At 70.1% G+C, this 15,927-nt stretch carries 14 protein-coding genes; 7 read left to right on the top strand and 7 right to left on the bottom strand.

Going from position 1 to position 15,927, the window contains the following annotated elements:
• The first annotated feature begins 16 nt into the window (after positions 1 to 16).
• Genes K8638_RS15600 through K8638_RS15610 form a run of 3 tightly spaced genes read left to right on the top strand, consistent with a single transcriptional unit; the run spans position 17 to position 4,180 of the window.
• Positions 17 to 1,351 (top strand): sodium:proton antiporter, encoded by a 1,335-nt coding sequence (locus tag K8638_RS15600; protein ID WP_223755317.1) that lies wholly within the window; start codon positions 17 to 19, stop codon positions 1,349 to 1,351.
• Position 1,352: 1 nt separating this feature from the next.
• Entirely contained in the window at positions 1,353 to 2,288 is a 936-nt protein-coding gene (locus K8638_RS15605; protein ID WP_223755318.1) for a universal stress protein, read from the top strand.
• Between the two features lie 35 nt (positions 2,289 to 2,323).
• Positions 2,324 to 4,180 carry an ABC transporter ATP-binding protein gene (locus K8638_RS15610; RefSeq protein WP_223755319.1) on the top strand — a complete coding sequence of 619 codons (1,857 nt, stop codon included), beginning with the start codon at positions 2,324 to 2,326 and terminating at the stop codon, positions 4,178 to 4,180.
• A 4-nt stretch (positions 4,181 to 4,184) separates the two neighbouring features.
• Here the strand turns inward: K8638_RS15610 and K8638_RS15615 are convergent, their stop codons facing one another.
• Positions 4,185 to 5,018, bottom strand: coding sequence for a Uma2 family endonuclease (locus K8638_RS15615; RefSeq protein ID WP_223755320.1), 834 nt, complete (start codon positions 5,016 to 5,018; stop codon positions 4,185 to 4,187).
• A 179-nt stretch (positions 5,019 to 5,197) separates the two neighbouring features.
• On the opposite strand from K8638_RS15615, the gene K8638_RS15620 reads away from it, so the two are divergent.
• Complete coding sequence (locus K8638_RS15620; protein WP_223755321.1) at positions 5,198 to 6,772, top strand: ATP-binding protein; 1,575 nt, start codon at positions 5,198 to 5,200, stop codon at positions 6,770 to 6,772.
• Between the two features lie 571 nt (positions 6,773 to 7,343).
• The gene (locus tag K8638_RS15625; protein WP_223755322.1) at positions 7,344 to 7,703 is read left to right on the top strand and encodes a DUF2379 family protein; all 360 of its coding nucleotides are present in this window, start codon (positions 7,344 to 7,346) and stop codon (positions 7,701 to 7,703) included.
• A gap of 23 nt (positions 7,704 to 7,726) precedes the next feature.
• Here K8638_RS15625 and K8638_RS15630 read toward each other — a convergent pair whose 3' ends face one another.
• From K8638_RS15630 to K8638_RS15640, 3 genes are all read right to left on the bottom strand, one after another.
• The gene (locus K8638_RS15630) at positions 7,727 to 8,071 is read right to left on the bottom strand and encodes a co-chaperone YbbN (protein ID WP_223755323.1); all 345 of its coding nucleotides are present in this window, start codon (positions 8,069 to 8,071) and stop codon (positions 7,727 to 7,729) included.
• 153 nt (positions 8,072 to 8,224) lie between these two features.
• On the bottom strand, positions 8,225 to 9,082 hold the full coding sequence (locus tag K8638_RS15635) for an acyl-CoA desaturase (protein ID WP_223755324.1): 858 nt from the start codon (positions 9,080 to 9,082) through the stop codon (positions 8,225 to 8,227).
• 144 nt (positions 9,083 to 9,226) lie between these two features.
• Positions 9,227 to 11,053: a CotH kinase family protein gene (locus tag K8638_RS15640; protein ID WP_223755325.1), complete on the bottom strand. Its 1,827-nt coding sequence runs from the start codon at positions 11,051 to 11,053 to the stop codon at positions 9,227 to 9,229.
• A 537-nt stretch (positions 11,054 to 11,590) separates the two neighbouring features.
• On the opposite strand from K8638_RS15640, the gene K8638_RS15645 reads away from it, so the two are divergent.
• A complete protein-coding gene (locus tag K8638_RS15645) occupies positions 11,591 to 13,099 on the top strand; it encodes an SMI1/KNR4 family protein (RefSeq protein ID WP_223755326.1) in 1,509 nt (502 codons plus the stop codon).
• Positions 13,100 to 13,227: 128 nt separating this feature from the next.
• Here the strand turns inward: K8638_RS15645 and K8638_RS15650 are convergent, their stop codons facing one another.
• From K8638_RS15650 to K8638_RS15660, 3 genes are all read right to left on the bottom strand, one after another.
• Positions 13,228 to 13,500 (bottom strand): hypothetical protein, encoded by a 273-nt coding sequence (locus K8638_RS15650; protein ID WP_223755327.1) that lies wholly within the window; start codon positions 13,498 to 13,500, stop codon positions 13,228 to 13,230.
• A gap of 112 nt (positions 13,501 to 13,612) precedes the next feature.
• Positions 13,613 to 14,260 (bottom strand): vancomycin high temperature exclusion protein, encoded by a 648-nt coding sequence (locus K8638_RS15655; RefSeq protein ID WP_223755328.1) that lies wholly within the window; start codon positions 14,258 to 14,260, stop codon positions 13,613 to 13,615.
• Positions 14,261 to 14,338: 78 nt separating this feature from the next.
• A complete protein-coding gene (locus tag K8638_RS15660) occupies positions 14,339 to 14,761 on the bottom strand; it encodes a response regulator (protein WP_370643993.1) in 423 nt (140 codons plus the stop codon).
• Positions 14,762 to 15,005: 244 nt separating this feature from the next.
• On the opposite strand from K8638_RS15660, the gene atpG reads away from it, so the two are divergent.
• A complete protein-coding gene (atpG, locus tag K8638_RS15665; protein WP_223755330.1) occupies positions 15,006 to 15,890 on the top strand; it encodes an ATP synthase F1 subunit gamma in 885 nt (294 codons plus the stop codon).
• Positions 15,891 to 15,927 lie beyond the last annotated feature (37 nt).

Genomic DNA, 15,927 nt, shown 5'->3' on the forward strand with positions numbered 1-15,927 from the left:
GGACGGAGGTGCGCGCATGCGGAAGGTGCTGGTGTTCTCGTTGCTGCTGCTCGGCGGCCTGGTGTTGTCCCAGGTGCTGCCGCCCCTCTTGGGGGAGGCGGCCCGGGAACCGGTGGCGCACGCGGTGCGGCTGCTCACCATGGTGGGCCTGTCGTTCATCATGATTCACGTCGGACACGAGCTCGACCTGGACCGCACGCGGCCGCGCTCCTACGGCTGGGACTATGTCGTCGCGGCCACCGCGGCGGCCTTCCCCTGGGTGTTCGTCTCCCTCTACTTCGTCCTCGTGCTGTCGCCGCCGGAGCTGTGGGGGCATCCGTGGCAGTGGAAGGAGGCGCTGCTGCAAGGGCGCTTCGCCGCGCCGACGTCGGCGGGGGTGCTCTTCTCCATGCTGGCGGCGGCGGGGCTGGGGGCCACGTGGGTGTTCAAGAAGGCCCGCGTCCTGGCCATCTTCGACGACCTGGACACGATTCTCCTGATGATTCCGCTGAAGGTGCTGATGGTGGGCTTCCGCCCGCAGCTCCTCACCGCGGTGCTCATCATCGGCGCGCTGCTGTGGGTGGGGTGGCGGTGGCTGCACGCGCTGCGGCTGCCGTACTCGTGGCCCTGGGTGATGGCCTACGCGGTGGTCATCACCGCGGGATGCGAGGCCTTCTTCCTGGTCACCGGCTGGCTGGACCCGGAGGTGCCGGTACACCTGGAGGTGCTGCTGCCCGCCTTCGTGCTGGGCGGTGTCATGCGCAAGCCGGAGCACGGCCTGGACGAGCACGACGGGGACGTGGGCACGCAGCCGGGCCCGGACGCATTGAAGGAGCAGCGCGTGGCCACCTGGGTGTCGGGTGCCTTCATGCTGCTGGTGGGGCTGTCGATGCCGCTCCTCTTCGGCGAGGGAGCCGGGGCGGTGAGCGCGGAGGCGCGCGAGCGCTTCGTGGATGTGCCCGCGGCGGTGGTGGAGGCGCGCAATGCCTTTCCCGGCTGGGGAATGATTGCCGTGCACGTGGTGGCGGTGACGCTGCTGTCCAACCTGGGGAAGATGTTCCCGCTGCTGTGTTACCGGCGGGAGGCCACCTGGCGCGAGCGGCTCGCGCTGTGCCTGGGAATGTTCCCGCGAGGCGAGGTGGGGGCGGGCGTGCTGGTGGTCTCGCTCGGTTACGGTATCGGCGGCCCGGCGACCACGGTGGCGCTGCTGTCACTGGCACTGAATCTTCTGCTCACGGGGCTCTTCATCATCGGCGTGAAGCGGTTGCTCGTGGAGCGGCAACCCGCACGGGCCCCCGCCGCGCGAAATCGTGTGTCACCGGGCCGGTACGCGCACACTAAAGAACTGAGGGAGGCGGAAGGAGGGACGTGAGATGAGGGCGTACGAGCTTTCGAACATGACCCGGCCGCTGTTGATTGCCGGAGCCTTTCGCGGCCAGCGGGGGATATCGCGCATCGTCGTGGGGACGGATTTCTCCCTGCGCTCCGAATTCGCGCTGGCGCGGGCGCTGCGTCTGCCGCTGGGCCAGGGAAGTGTCTTCGCGGTCATGCATGCCAGCCCTCCGCTGGACGGGCGTGACGGCCCCGGCGGGACGGTGTCGGGAGAGCGCTGTCTGCGCAAGGCGGTGACCTCCGTGTGCCGGCGGATGCGCCACCGGGTGGACGTGGACGTGCGGGAGGAGCTGCGCCAGGGCGACCCGGTGGAGTCGGCGTCCGAGGTGTCGGACGCGCTGGAAGCGGAGCTGGTGGTGCTGGGCCGGCCGCACGTGACGTACCCGGTGCGGGAGCTGGCGGTGGACTCCATGGTACGGCGCATGGTGCGCCGGCTGGGCGCGTCGGTGCTGGTGGTGGTGCCGCACCCGGTGCGGGCCTACACGCGGCCGCTGGTGGCGGTGGACTTCTCGCGCGCGTCGCGGCGGGCGCTGGAGCTGACGCTGCGGCTGTGCCCGGCGCCGGCGCCGGTGGACGTGCTGCACGTGGTGGACACGCGCGGGGAGGAAGAGGCGCTGCGCTCGGTGGGGGCGCCCCCGGAGCGGTGGCTGCTCCTGAGGCAGGAGCGGGAGCACGCGGCGCACACGGCGCTCGTCCGCTTCCTCGCTCCCTACCGGGAGACCGGGCGCGAGCTGGAGGCGCGGGTGCGCAGCGGCGAGCCGGCGGAGGGCATCCTGTCGGAGGCGGCGGAGCGGAGCTCGGACCTGCTGGCGCTGGCCATGTCCGGACTGGAGGCGCGCACGCCGCTGACGGAGCGGGTGCTGGCGCGGGCCGGCTGCGACGTGCTGGTGGCGCGGCACGCGACTCCCGCTGCCTGAGCGCGGAGGCCCGGGGCGCGTTATGAACGCGTCCTGTGTCTCCTCCACCGATTGCTTCCGCTCCTCCGCAGTCGCTGCTGGCCCGCCTGAAGAACACGGGCAGCCTGTTCAAGCAGCTTCCGGGCACGTTCCGTCTCTTCTGGGAGGCCAGTCCCCGGCTGGCGGTGCTGCTGGGCGCGCTGACGCTGCTGGCGGCGGTGCTGCCGGCGGGCATCGCCTGGGTGGGCAAGCTCATTGTGGACTCGGTGGTGGCGGCGGCGCAGGGCTCGCTGGAGGCGCGCTCGCGGGTGTACGGCCTGGTGGGGCTGGAGTTCGCGTTGATGCTGGGCTCGGCGGTGGTGGAGCGCGGGCTGACGCTGACGCGGGAGCTGCTGCGGGCCAACCTGGGCAACCTGCTGAATGAGCGGATTCTGAAGAAGGCGCTGGAGCTGGAGCTGCGCCACTTCGAGGACTCGGACACCTACGACAAGATGCAGAACGCCCGGCGCGAGGCCAACAGCCGCCCTCTGTCGCTGGTGATGCAGGCGTTCTCGATTGTGCGCAACGGAATCACGCTGTCCACGTTCGCGGCGCTGCTGATTTCGCTGTCGCCGTGGAGCGTGGTGGTGCTGGTGGCGGCGTCGATTCCGGCCTTCATCGCCGAGGCGCGGCTGGCGGCGGAGGGCTTCCGGCTGTACTCGTGGCGGGCGCCGGAGGGGCGGAAGCTGAACTACCTGGAGTGGATTCTCACGCGGGACAACCACGTGAAGGAGGTGAAGCTCTTCGGGTTGGGGCCGCTGGTGTTGGGGCGCTACCGCTCGCTCTTCCAGAAGTTCTTCTCGGAGGACCGGGCGCTGGCCTTCAAGCGGATGGGCTGGGGGCTGGGGCTGGGGTTGTTGTCGCTGGCGGCGTTCTACGGCTGCTACCTGTACGTGGCGGGCCGGGCGGCGGGCGGGGCGATTTCGGTGGGCGACATGGTGTTGTACCTGAGCGTGTTCCGTCAGGGGCAGGCGGCGTTCCAGGGCATCCTGACGAGCATCGGGTCCATGTACGAGGACGCGCTCTTCATGAGCAACCTCTTCACGTACCTGGACATCCCCACGGGCGGAGAGGCGACGCGGGTGCTGCCGGCGAAGTCACCGCCGCGCGGGCACCAGAACGCGATTGAGCTGAGGAACGTGTCCTTCCGTTACTCGGGGAAGGAGGCGTGGGCGCTGCGGAACGTGAGCCTGACGCTGAGGCCGGGGCAGAAGCTGGCGCTGGTGGGGGAGAACGGGGCGGGGAAGAGCACGCTGGTGAAGCTGCTCTTGCGCCTGTACGAGCCGACGGAGGGGGAGATTCTCTACGGCGGGGTGAATCTGCGGGACATGGACGTGGAGGACCTGCGGAGCCGCTTCGGGGCGGTGTTCCAGGACTTCGTGCGCTACCAGTTCAACGTGGCGGAGAACATCGGCCTGGGGCACGTGCCGGCGCTGGAGGACCGGAACCGGATTGTGCGCGCGGCGGAGGAGGGCGGGGCGAGCGCGGTGATTGCCGCGCTGCCGAAGCAGTACGACACGATGCTGGGCGGCTGGTTCGAGAAGGGGCAGGAGCTGTCGGCGGGCCAGTGGCAGAAGCTGGCGGTGGCGCGGGCGTTCATGCGCGACGACGCGGAGGTGCTGATTCTGGACGAGCCGACGGCGAGCATCGACGCGGAGGCGGAGCACGCGCTGTTCGAGCGCTTCCAGGCGCTGGCGGCGGAGCGGATTGCGATTGTGATTTCGCACCGCTTCTCCACGGTGCGCATGGCGGACCAGATTGCCGTGCTCCACAACGGGCACGTGGAGGAGCTGGGCAGCCATGACGAGCTGATGGCCAGGGACGGGAGGTACGCGCACCTGTTCCGGTTGCAGGCGCGGGGGTACAGGGACTGACGGTTCAGCGCGGTCCGCCGCGGAGACGTTCCAGCTCGGCGAGGGCCTCGGCAAGACGCCGCTCGGCATCCTCGCGGCGCTGGGTCTCCTCGGCACGGAGGCGGGCTTCTTCTTCGCGCAGGCGTGCTTCTTCGGACAGTTGCTGCTCCAGCTCGGCGCGGCTCGCCTCCACTCGCGCGACCATGTGCTCGAGCCTGGCAATCATCTCCGGCGCTTCGGGCAGCGCCGCGCCACCCACGTAGAAGCGCAGCCGCTCGTCGTCCACCTGCAGGTCCAGCCCCAGGACTTCGGAAGGATAGAAGCCATGCCGCGGGAGGATGGGGCGGTAGGCGCGGCGGCCTTCCTCCAGCCGCCAGCCGCTCAGCCGCAGCCGGCCGCGGTCGAAGACGAAGTACTCGCGGATGCCCAGCCGCGCGTAGCGCTCGACGTTGCGCTCCAGGTCCTTGCGCCGCTCGCCCGCGACATGCACCTCCAGCGCGAGGTCCACGCCCTTGCCCTCGGCGCTCACCATCCAGCGCATGCGCGAGTGGGGCTCCACGTCCACCACCGCGATGACGTCCGGGGCGAACATGGGCTCACCGGGGTAGTACACGGGCAGCTCGCAGGCCAGGTACACCTTGCGGCCGATGCGTGTGAAGAAGCTGCCGAGCACCTCACGGGTGCGTGACCTGGCCTCGTAGTGAGGGTCGCCTTCGGGCGGAGTCGCCTCGGAGACGGGGAACTCGAAGGGCAGGCTGTCGACGACTCGGGCCCGTTCCTCGGGCGAGAGCCGCTCCCAGACATCCTGGGGCGGCGCGCGCGGGTCATCCGGATTGACGCGGTAGGGATGGGAGGACATGAGGCTGACCCTGAGAGTAGGCCGTCCGGTAGGGGAGGCCAAGTGGCACCGGGGGAGGTGTTTCGCCGAGCTTGCTGGCGACCGTCACTGAGGGCGTGGACTCGTCAACACGTGTACCGCTGAGCCTGCCGGTCCCGTGCTTCCTTGCACCGGCCCTCTCCTCGGGGCAGGTTGTATCCATGCCGCGCCGCTTCAACACCGCAGGCCCCTGTCGTCCGGACTGGCACTACATGATTCCCGCCGAGCGCCGGCTTCCCGAGGCGCCGGGGCTGGTCGAGCAACTTGCCTGTTTCGTGGTCCATGCGCCCCGGCAGACGGGCAAGACCACGGCCATCCGTGCGCTGGCGCAGGAACTCACGGCTTCTGGCCGATACGCCGCGCTCTACGTTTCGTGCGAAGTGGGGGAGGCGGCGGGCGACGACTTTGGCGAGGCCCAGCGGGCCATCCTGGCCAACCTGCGCCTCGGCGCCAGTCACTCCCTGCCCGCGGAACTGCAGCCGCCGCCCTTCCCGGACGCGCCTGACAGCCTGCTGCTGGGAACAGCCCTTTCTACGTGGGCAGGTGCCAGCCCTCGTCCCCTGGTGCTCTTTCTCGACGAGATTGATGCCCTGAGAGGCCAGAGCCTCATCAGCGTGCTGCGCCAGCTCCGCAGTGGCTTTCCCAGCCGGCCAGGGGCCTTTCCCGCGTCCATCGTCCTGTGCGGTCTGAGGGACGTACGCGACTACAAGGCCGCCAGTGGTGGGGACGTCGACCGGCTCGGCACCGCGAGCCCCTTCAACATCAAGCTCAAATCACTTCGACTCGGCGACTTCGACCGGGAGGAAGTCGAGGAACTCTACAGGCAGCACACCACGGAGACCGGTCAGACCTTCACCGAGCCGGCCCTCGCGCGCGCCTTCGAGCTGACGGCCGGCCAGCCCTGGCTGGTCAACGCGCTCGCCCGGGAAATCGTCGAGGAGATGGCGGTGCCTGTCAGCGAGTCCATCACTGTCGAGCATGTGGATGCCGCGAAGGAGCGGCTCATCTACGCTCGCGTCACCCACCTCGACTCCCTGGTAGCGCGTCTGCATGAGCCACGCATCCGCCGCGTGCTGGAGCCCGTGCTCGCGGGCACGCTGACCTCCGGTGACAGCTATCAGGACGACGTGCAGTACGCCCGCGACCTGGGGCTGCTTGCTCCAGACAATCCGGTGCGGGTGGCGAATCCCATCTACAACGAGGTGATTGCCCGGGTGCTCGCGGGAGACGCCGAGCTGCAGGTCCAGGCTGAACCGAGGAGCTTCGTCCTTTCGGACGGCCGGCTGGACTTCGACCGGCTGCTCCGCGAGTTCGCCGCCTTCTGGCGTGAGCACGGCGAGGTGCTGACCGCGGGGCTCTCGTACCACGAGGTCGCGCCGCAACTGGTGCTCATGGCGTTCCTGCACCGGGTCGTGAATGGTGGCGGTTTCGTGGATCGCGAGTACGGCGTGGGCCGGGGGCGCATCGACCTGCTGGTGCGCTGGCCCTACTCCGAGGCCGGCCAGCGCCGCTGGCAGCGCCAGGCAATGGAGTTGAAGGTGTGGCGGGAGGGGGAGAAGGACCCTCTGCCGAAGGGGCTCGCCCAGCTCGACGAATATTTGGAGCGGCTGAGCCTCGATGAGGGCGTGCTCGTCATCTTCGACCGCCGCCGGGAATCCGGTGATGCCGAGTCCCGGACGCGTTTCGAGCAGGCGCAGGCCCCCTCCGGCCGCGAGGTGGTCGTGCTGCGGGCCTGATTCAGGACGCGGATGAGTCCTGCCGCGGAGCCCCTCGGCCACGCAGTAGCAGGAGAGGTGCTTTGGGCATGTTCGGAATGCCCGGAGCCTGGGGGCATGCCAGCCCCCGGGCCGCCCATGCCCGGAATGGAACCTCCATTCCGGGTGGCCCGACGGGCCCTCACCGCTCAAGGAGCCGCCTCTCTGTCATGTCGCTCCCCGGGCCTCCCATGTCCGGAATGGAGGTTCCGTTCCGCCTGGCCTGCCAGGTCCTCGCCGGTCGCGGGCGGGAGTCGCGCCGCCCGGCCGCCGATAGGCACGTGTCCTGGTCCTTGATGGAGGTGCGCAAGGGGCGAGGGCATGGGCCCCGGGCGGCTGCGAAGGCGGATGAACGTCCATCCAGGCACGTGAAGCGCGCTGGCATTCATGGAGGGCCTCCTCCGTACGCGCCCGCTTCGAGGTACCGTTGTTCCTGCTCCGCGCCTGTTCATCGCTGGCGCTGCCTGTTCATTCTCGCGTCAGGTTGGCGGAGCCAGTTCAGCGCCACTCCAGCAACGAAGAGCTGGAGTCCTGGGGGAAAATGGGACCGCGAGTGCCTGCATGGGAGTACGTCATCGCGATGGAGCAGTGGATCTCTCCGGAAGGCACGTTGGAACTTCCCGGTGAGGACCGCGCGCAGGTTCAGCTCGTCGCCATGGAGTTGGTGATTCCCGAGGCCGAGGTCTACACGTCCTTGCGTACACCCGCGGGGACGGCGGCGCTGGTGCGCGAAGTTCGCCGCCGGGCGAGGGAGGGCGGGAAGCGGTACTCCAGCGCGCTCTCGGATGTGCACGACCTCCAGGAGGCGGGGGACGCGGAGGGCGCGCGCAAGGTGCTGGAGGAGTACATCGCTGGCGAGAGCATTCCCCGGTACCGGGAATGGGCTGAGGCGGAGCTGAATGATTTGGAGTGACTCGTAGTCCTGAGCCCCCGGCTCTACGCCTTCGGCAGATGGTCCCGCACCACGCCGAGCCAGTACTCCTTGCCGTAGTACTGGCTCATCTTCCCGATGAGCTTCCCATCGCGGAACAGCAGGAACGTCGGAATGCCAAAGAGTCCGAAGCGCCGTGCCAGCTCCTCGTGCTCGTACGCATTCACCTTCACCACCCGCATCGGCGCGCCGTCCAGCTCGGACAGGAGCATGGGCTCCGCCGCCGCGTAGATGTCGCAGTTCGGGCAGCCGGGGCCCCAGAAGTCCACCACCACCAGCTCCCCCTTGGGCTCCATGACCAGCTGGTCGAAGGTCTCCGCCGTTCCCTCATAGCTCACGGGATGTGCCATGGCCTCCTGCCTAACGGTCTCCCCCTCCGCCTTCAACCTGCTCACGGGGTGCGCCGCTCGAAGTCCTCGCCGTTCCCGGCACCCGGCCACCGCCCGGCTGCCGCGGAGCCTGGGCCTCGGCCCGCGGTCCTTCCGCGGAGGCCGGGACGGTCTTCACGGAGCGGTTGCCGCGGCGTCCACCGCCGCAGCGGAACGCGGGCTGACGGGAAGGGCGGCCGCGGAAGGGAGCGCGTGGGCCGGCGTCCGGAGTGGCTCCCGCGCTGCCTCCACGTCGTGGCCGCGGGGGACGTGGGCCAGGCGGATGAGCTTCAGCCGGGCCAGCAGCCGCATCACCTGCCAGGTCGGGTCGAGCTCGAAGCGCCGGGCGGCGAAGTCCGGGTTGGCTGGCCGGGCGTGGTGGTTGTTCTGGAACAGCTCGCCCATGCACAGCGCGTCCACGGGCAGCGAGTTGCGGGACATGTCCCGGGTGCGGAAGTTGCGGTACCCGTAGCGGTGGCCGCACCAGTTGACGATGGCCCCGTGCAGCGGCCCCATGATGAAGTGCAGGGGCAGCAGCAGGTACTGCCAGCGCCGGGTGGCGAAGCGCCGGTAGAACAGCGTGTAGAGCGCCCCGAAGGCGACGCGGGACGGCCAGCGCCCCAAGGTGCGGTCGACGGCGGGCCACTCAGGATAGCCACCGAGGAAGCGCGCCTCGGGCTGCTCGCGCCGGGTGACGAAGGCGGCATAGCGGCGCGCCGTCGCGAGCATCATCCGGGCCGGGTTGCCGTGGTGAGCCGGGGAGTGGGGGTCCCTCTCTGTGTCGGCGAAGGCATGGTGCTCGCGGTGGAGGAGCGCATACGCGCGAGGCTCGAGATAACTCGAGCCCTGCACCAGCCCGGTGAGCAGGTGCAGCGAGCGCTCGGTCTTCGGCCCCATCGTGTACATCCGGTGGGCCGCATAGCGGTGCTGGAAGAGGCTCTGCAGGAGGACCGACAGGGCCCAATGCCCGGTGAAGAAAAGTGAGATGTGCATGCCTGGGGAACACACGGGCATGTCACCCACATGTCAGAAGACGCAGGAGGGCCATCCGCGAGCCGCTGCCAGGGGGCGCGGGGACGGTTGCAGCCGCCCTCGTCGTCCCGGCCGCCCTTCTGGACGTCAGGGAGGAGTGCTGGCTCACGGCAGGGTGGGCGCCCGCGAGGACGGCCCGTACCAGATGGCGTCCTCCGGCCCGTAGAGCACCGGCTTCCCCGTCCCCGCCGAGCGCCGCTCCCGGCCGAACACCCCCACCTCGCCCCCGTTCCGCGACAGCGTGAAGGGCAGGTGCAGCGGCCCCCGTGACGTGTCCCCACTCGCCAGCAGCCGCACCGCCTGCCCCGGCCCGAGCGTCCCCGGCCGCAGCCGGTACCTCTCCGTGGCCCGCAGGTCGTTCGTCACCTCGTAGTCCTCCAGGCGCAGCGTGCCGCTCCCGCGGTTGTACAGCTCCACGTACCCCGAGCCCCCCGCCGCCACCTCGCGGATGACCAGCGGCCCGTCCCCGTGCGCCTCGAGCGTCTTCAACTCCTTCAACAGATACGCGCGCCGGCCGCGCACGTAGCCCCGGAGGAACTCACGCGCCCGCCGCACGTGCTCGGCGGACGCGTGCGGGTCGTCCTTCAGCTCCGGCTCCACCACCGTCCACAGCGCGTCGATGTGGGCCAGCGCCTTGTCCTCGGAGAAGGGCCCCGCCAGCGCCTCCTCCAGCTTCGCAATCACCCGCGCCCGCAGCGCCGGCCGGTCCCACACCCGCGTCGCCAGCACGCTCCACGTGGGCCGCTGCTCGGGCCGAGTCACCACGCGCATCTCGAACAGGTCCTGCACCGCCGGGTCATACAGCGTGAAGGACTGTGGCCACCGGTCCACCACGGGGCGCGACTCCGGATTCCAGGTGCGCCAGTAGAACATCCGCGCGTTGTTCAAATCCCACGGCACGTACGTCCACCGGTCCGCGTGCAGCTCGTGCACCCAGAAGCTCCGTGAGTCCTCGATGAGGTTGTTGGAGATGAGCGCGTCCGCCGCCAGGTTGCCCAGGTACGCCTCCACGTCCACCCGCCGCTCCAGCTCCTCCTCGAAGCGTGCGTCGTCGCTCCGGTTCACCCAGGCGAGGAAGGCGGTCAGGTCCTCTCGGCCGGTGGTCTCGTTGGTCTTCTTCTCGAAGTTGCTCTGGTACGAGCCGGGCCTCGGCGTCAGCTCGCAGTTGCGGTGGCCACAGCGGTAGATGGACGCGTCGCGCTCCCGCCCGTGGTGCTTGAGCCAGTCCTTCCCCACGTGCTCCATGTCCAGGTAGAGCCCCTGGGGCTCGCCATTCACGCTGACTCGTGCGTAGCGGGCCTTCGGTGCCGGCAGGCCCATGGCCCGGTACAGGTCCACCGCGAACTTCTCCGTCAGCTTCCCGCCGTCGAGCCAGCTCGCGAGCAGCTCGAAGTGGTTCCGGTCACCCAGCTCCTGACCCGGAGCCAGCTCAAGCTTGTAGCTCTTCTGCGGCAGGTCGCGCGTGCTCGCGCCCCGGTAGCGCATGCGCCCCTTCACCCGCACTCCTTCCAGCGTCACCGTGCAGGGCACGTAGACGTTCGCCGCGGGGGCCGCCTCCAGCTTCGCGAGGTCGCTCGGCGCCAGCTCCAGCGCGAAGGTGGGCACGTGCGACTGCACCGGTGGGAACTCGCCCATGCGAGGCGGGCCCGCATCCGGTGCCGGGCCTCCACTCCCCGCGTCCGGTCCGTCACCGGCACCGGGTGGAGGGCCTCCGTCCGGTGCCTCGGGCGGTGTCCCGGCATCCTCCTCCCCTGACACCGGGTCCGCATCGTCGGCCGAGCCGCCGCCTGGAGGACGAGGAGGAATCCCCTGGTGCACATCGTCCTCGTCCGAGATGGCCTCCTGGAGTTCATCGGTCGCACCGGGGCCGCATGCCAGCAGCCCCACCAGGCCCACCAGGCCCACCACCCGCCATCCCGCTCCACGACCCATGGCCCCTCCATGCGAGGCAGTGCCAACGCCCCGTGCAGCCTGCATGCCCCCAGCCTGGAGGCGGGCGATGGGAAGACTTCTTCCCTCCCAGGCCCCCTCGTGTTCCCCGTGCCGGGGCTCGCGAGGCGGGCCCGGAGGCCATGCATTGCCCACGGAGTTGCCCGATGGGGGCAGGGTTGCTCCCGGGCTTCACGCCGTCTCGGACGCGGGAGGACGGGCCGGGGGAGCCCTTGTTGCTTCATGGACGCCCGCTGTCCTGGGACGTGGATCAGGCGGGGCCCCTCGGGCTCCTCGAAGGCGGGAGGGCTGGAGGCGCGGCTGCGTTGGGGACGGAGGGCGTATCCGCCTTGGAGGGTAGGGATGGGGAGCGCGGGTGCCGGGGGTTTTCCGGATATGCCCGCGCGCGGGGCCCGTCCATGTCAGCCCCGGGGGTTTGGATCATCCCGGGCGGGGTGTCACCAAAAGCCAACACCCGCACTGCGCAGGAGGGCACACCCGCCGTAAGGTTGTGTCACAGGATGTCGTCGTGGAGGGGTCATGCACGAGTGGTTGGAGGCACTGCGGAAGTCGGCGAAGGCAGCGTCATCTGGCGTCCCCGCGGAGGAGGTCCGCCGGGCGGAGACGGAGTGCGGCGTTCCATTCCCCGAGGAGCTTGCCTCCCTGTATCAGGCGATGAACGGTGGCGAGCTGAACGGTGACGTGCAGCTCTTCCCCCTGCACGGGCCCGAGGGCGCTCCGAGCGTCCTGGAGAAGTCCCGGCTCAAGCTGGTGGGCCTGCCGGCGGCGGGCGTGTGGCGCATCGGCCTGAAGGGCCATCACCGTCAGCTGTTCGCCGCGCGCAAGGCGGCGATGCTGGAGCAGGGGGATGTCGGGGGACCGCTGCCCGGCTGGGTGGATGCGCTCGGTGACGAGGACTGGGTCTACGGTACGTGGGACGGGGAGAAGCAGGAGCTGCGGCTGTACCGCTCGCTGAAGGACATGCTCGACGTGCTCGTTCCCCCCGCGGAGGTGGAGAGCTTCGGTGAGCGCACCTTCGCCCGCGCGATGAATGCCGTGCTCCAGGGCGCGCTGTCCGGCCTCGAGGCCGAGACGGAGGAGGCCGGGAAGGGGGAGGGGGCCGCGGCCGAGGAGGAGCTGTTCCTCGAGGAGGAGGAAGAGATCGAGGTGCGCGAGCTCGCGTACGAGTACGACGAGGACTCGGCCGCCATGCGCGATGAGGGGAGGCCCTTCGGCGCGAGGAAGGCGAAGCCGGAGCCCAAGAAGCCGGTACGCCCCATCGGCGCTGGTGATGGGCGGGCCGCGAAGGCGAAGCCCGCGCCGCGTGCCGTGGCCGTCGGTGGCGCGGGAGTCCTGCTCCCTCAGTCCGCGAGCAGGGCCGGCACGGTGACGGAGGCTCCGGCGAGCGAGACGGGAGCGATGGAGGTGGTGACGGAGCCCGCTGGCGCGGAGGCCCCGGTGACGCCGCCCGCTCCCGCGAAGAAGGCTCCCTCGAAGAAGGCGAAGAAGGCCGCCGTGGCCGAGACGCCCTCCGAGGTCACCGCTCCTGTCACGGAGGGGAAGGCCACGGCGGAGCCCGCCGCCGCGCAGGAAGCTCCCGCGACGACGGCCGCGGAGCCTGCCGCGGCGCAGGAGGCTCCCGTGAAGAAGGCTCCCGCGAAGCCCGCCGCCGCGAAGAAGGCTCCCGCGAAGAAGGCCGCTGAGCCGGTTGTCACCGCGCCTGCCGCCGCGAAGAAGGCCGCCGAGAAGCCGGCTCTGGCGCGGAAGGCCGCCACGAAGGCTCCCGCGAAGCCCCCCGCCGCGAAGAAGGCTCCAGCTCAGAAGGCCGCCACGAAGGCACCCGCGAAGAAGGCGGCTGCGAAGAAGGGGGCGACTGCGAAGAAGGCCGCGGCGAAGAAAGCGCCGATGAAGAAGGCCGCGGCGAAGAAAGCGCCGATGAAGAAGGCCGCGGCGAAGAAGGCTCCAGAAGCGCGGGCAGGGGCCGCGAAGAAGGCCGCGGCCAAGAAGGCTCCAGCGAAGAAGGCCGCCGCGAAGAAGCGCGGTCGTTGAGCACGAGCGTGAGAGGCCGGGCACCGCATCTCCGCCCGGCCCCGTCTCACGCATCCGACGTGAGTCACTTCCACCGAGAGAGGCCGGGCCTCACGGTTCCGCCCGGTCTCATCGCGTCTGCCGGAAGCCTACCCCTCCGGAAGCTGGTCGCGGCGGATGGGGTGGATGCGCTCCTCCGGCTGGGCCGTCAGCTCCACCTCCTCCTCTTCCTCGTCGCCCCGGCGGAACTCACGAATCTGGTCCGGAAGGATGTCTCGGAAGTCCGGCTCATCCTCCAGCGGCGGAGTCGCCGCCAGGTCCTGGTCGGTGATGTTGATCTCCTCCTCACCGGTATCCGGATTCAGGTGTCGCAGTGAGGTGGACTCACCCACGTCCTCTGAACCGAGCTTCTTGAATCGCATGGCCTCTCCTCGAGAAAGCGCGGTGGGTCGGCTGCCTACAGGTCAACAATGAGAACCGGCGAAAATCGCCGCAATTCTCGCCGCCCGCCTGCCTGCCATGCCCGCCCGGGAGTCAGCGCTCCGGGAGCGCCGCGCGGCCGGCGGGGTAGACGGGCTCCACCTCCAGCAGCACCATGGCCAGGGCCAGCACGCGCGACAGCGTCTCGCGCACCGTGTAGCGCCAGGGGGTCGACCGGCCCTCGTCCGCCGCCACGCCCCACGCGTCGATGCCCACCGAGTTGGCGATGAACAGCGCCCTCGACAGGTGGAAGCGCTGAGTCACGAGCAGCGCCCGCTTCGCCCCGAACACCGTGTACGCCCGCAGGCAGCTGTCATAGGTGGACAGCCCCGCCTCGTCGCCCTGCACCGCTTCTTCCGGCACCCCGCGCTCCAGCAGGTAGCGCCGCATGGCTCGCGTCTCGTGATGGAAGGGCTGCGTCTGGTCCCCGCTCACCAGCACCGCCCGCACCTTGCCCTGCCGCCACAGGGCGATGGCCGCGTCCAGCCGCTGGGCGAGCACCGGGGAGGGCACCGCGCCCCGCGCCAGCCCCGCGCCGAAGACGAGCGCCACCGGGGCCTCGGGTGCCGTCGCCAGGGGGACGATGCGGTCCTCGTAGCTCACCCGCACGAGGTGCGAGAGGGCGAGCAGGCCCAGGCCCACCGCCATCAGTGCGAGGAAGGCCCTGCGCACCCACACCCTGCTCGCACCGCCTGGCTTCATGGACCCCGAGAACACCCGTGGAGGGGCCATTGTGTTCCGTCGGCCCGTCCCCGGAAAGTCCCGCGAGGCCCCGCCCGCTCAGGGAGACGTGCCCGCCTGGGCTCCAGTCGGCTTCAGCGCATGGCGCTCGATGAGCTCCACCAACTGCCGCGGCTCCACAGGCTTCTTCAGGAACGCCGCCACGTCGTAGTTGGACGCGTACACCGCCCTGTCTCGCGGGTTCATCGCCGCCATGCCCGCGGACAGGATGATGACGGGCACCTCCGCCAGGGCCTCGCTGCCCTTGCGCGACGTCAGCACCCGGTGGCCGTCCATCACCGGCAGGGCCATGTCCAGGATGATGAGCGACGGGCGGGGCGGGGTCTCGAGGTGCTCGAGCGCCTCCTTGCCGTTGGCCGCGGCGCGCACCTCGTAGCCCTGGAGCTCCAGGTAGCCCTGGAGCGCCTCACGGATGTCCGCATCGTCCTCGACGATGAGAAGGGGACCGCTCAACGCTGCCATAAGGAGCTCCGCGGGGGTAAAAGCACCCTCTCAAGGTAAGTCGGCCACCTACCGCCGGGAGCCCCTCCCGGACGGCCCGGCCGCCTGCCCCGTACCGGCTCGCCCCGGCTCCCGGTCCAGGGAACTCCGGCAGGCCGCCGTTGACCGGCTCCCGGCCCGCCTATATAGGGGGCCCCGCTGCCCGCCCGCCCTTGCACCCACATGAGTGACGCGGGCTGAACGTCTCACAGGAGCTCCCCGGTCCATGGCGTCCCTTCGTGACATTCGCAAGCGCATCCGCTCGGTGAAGAACACTCGGCAGATCACCAAGGCGATGAAGATGGTCTCCGCCGCGAAGCTCCGCAAGGCGCAGGACGCCATCCTGGCCGCGCGCCCCTACGCGACGATGCTGGACCAGATCATCTCGGACCTGGCGCAGCGCTCGGGTGGCGAGAACCTCAGCCACCCGCTGCTCACCGCCCGTCCGGTGCGCAAGGTGGAGCTGGTCCTGCTGACCTCGGACCGCGGCCTCGCCGGCGGCTTCAACTCCAACGTCATCCGCCGCGCCAACCGCTTCCTCTACGAGAACACCTCGATGGAGCGCATCCAGCTCTCCACGGTGGGCCGCAAGGGCAACGACTTCTTCCGCAACCGCGGCCAGGCCATCCGCAAGGACTTCGGCGGCCTGTACCAGCGCCTGAGCTACCGCGCCGCCGCGGACGTGGCCGAGGAGCTGGTGGCCAGCTACCTCAACGGCGAGGTGGACGCCGTCCACATCGTCTACAACGAGTTCGTCACCGCCATCACCCAGAAGGTCACGGTGGCCCAGCTCCTGCCCCTGCAGACGCTCGGCGCCCCCGGCCAGGCTCCCTCCGAGGGCGCCTCGGCCCTGGTGGACTTCAAGTACGAGCCGGACCGCCAGGCGGTGCTGGACCGGCTGGTGCCCCAGGCCGTCAACATCAAGCTCTACCGCGCCCTGCTGGAGAGCGTGGCCTCCGAGCACGGCGCCCGTATGAGCGCCATGGAGAACGCCACCTCCAACGCGTCGGACATGATCGCCAACCTGACGCTGACCTACAACCGCACGCGCCAGGCCGTCATCACCAAGGAGCTGATGGAGATCGTCTCCGGCGCCGAGGCCCTCAAGTAGCCTCCCGCGCGGTTTCGCCTCCAGGGCCCGCCCCGTC

Source organism: Myxococcus sp. RHSTA-1-4 (genome assembly GCF_020037125.1).
GTDB lineage: Bacteria > Myxococcota > Myxococcia > Myxococcales > Myxococcaceae > Myxococcus.

Excerpts from the sequence above, each read along its gene's own strand:
- K8638_RS15600 (WP_223755317.1), top strand. The coding sequence starts at position 17 with ATGCGGAAGGTGCTGGTGTTCTCGTTGCTGCTGCTCGGCGGCCTGGTG.
- K8638_RS15605 (WP_223755318.1), top strand. The coding sequence starts at position 1,353 with ATGAGGGCGTACGAGCTTTCGAACATGACCCGGCCGCTGTTGATTGCC.
- K8638_RS15615 (WP_223755320.1), bottom strand. The coding sequence starts at position 5,018 with ATGTCCTCCCATCCCTACCGCGTCAATCCGGATGACCCGCGCGCGCCG.
- K8638_RS15620 (WP_223755321.1), top strand. The coding sequence starts at position 5,198 with ATGCCGCGCCGCTTCAACACCGCAGGCCCCTGTCGTCCGGACTGGCAC.
- K8638_RS15630 (WP_223755323.1), bottom strand. The coding sequence starts at position 8,071 with ATGGCACATCCCGTGAGCTATGAGGGAACGGCGGAGACCTTCGACCAG.
- K8638_RS15635 (WP_223755324.1), bottom strand. The coding sequence starts at position 9,082 with ATGCACATCTCACTTTTCTTCACCGGGCATTGGGCCCTGTCGGTCCTC.
- K8638_RS15640 (WP_223755325.1), bottom strand. The coding sequence starts at position 11,053 with ATGGGTCGTGGAGCGGGATGGCGGGTGGTGGGCCTGGTGGGCCTGGTG.
- K8638_RS15645 (WP_223755326.1), top strand. The coding sequence starts at position 11,591 with ATGCACGAGTGGTTGGAGGCACTGCGGAAGTCGGCGAAGGCAGCGTCA.
- K8638_RS15650 (WP_223755327.1), bottom strand. The coding sequence starts at position 13,500 with ATGCGATTCAAGAAGCTCGGTTCAGAGGACGTGGGTGAGTCCACCTCA.
- K8638_RS15655 (WP_223755328.1), bottom strand. The coding sequence starts at position 14,260 with ATGAAGCCAGGCGGTGCGAGCAGGGTGTGGGTGCGCAGGGCCTTCCTC.
- K8638_RS15660 (WP_370643993.1), bottom strand. The coding sequence starts at position 14,761 with ATGGCAGCGTTGAGCGGTCCCCTTCTCATCGTCGAGGACGATGCGGAC.
- atpG (WP_223755330.1), top strand. The coding sequence starts at position 15,006 with ATGGCGTCCCTTCGTGACATTCGCAAGCGCATCCGCTCGGTGAAGAAC.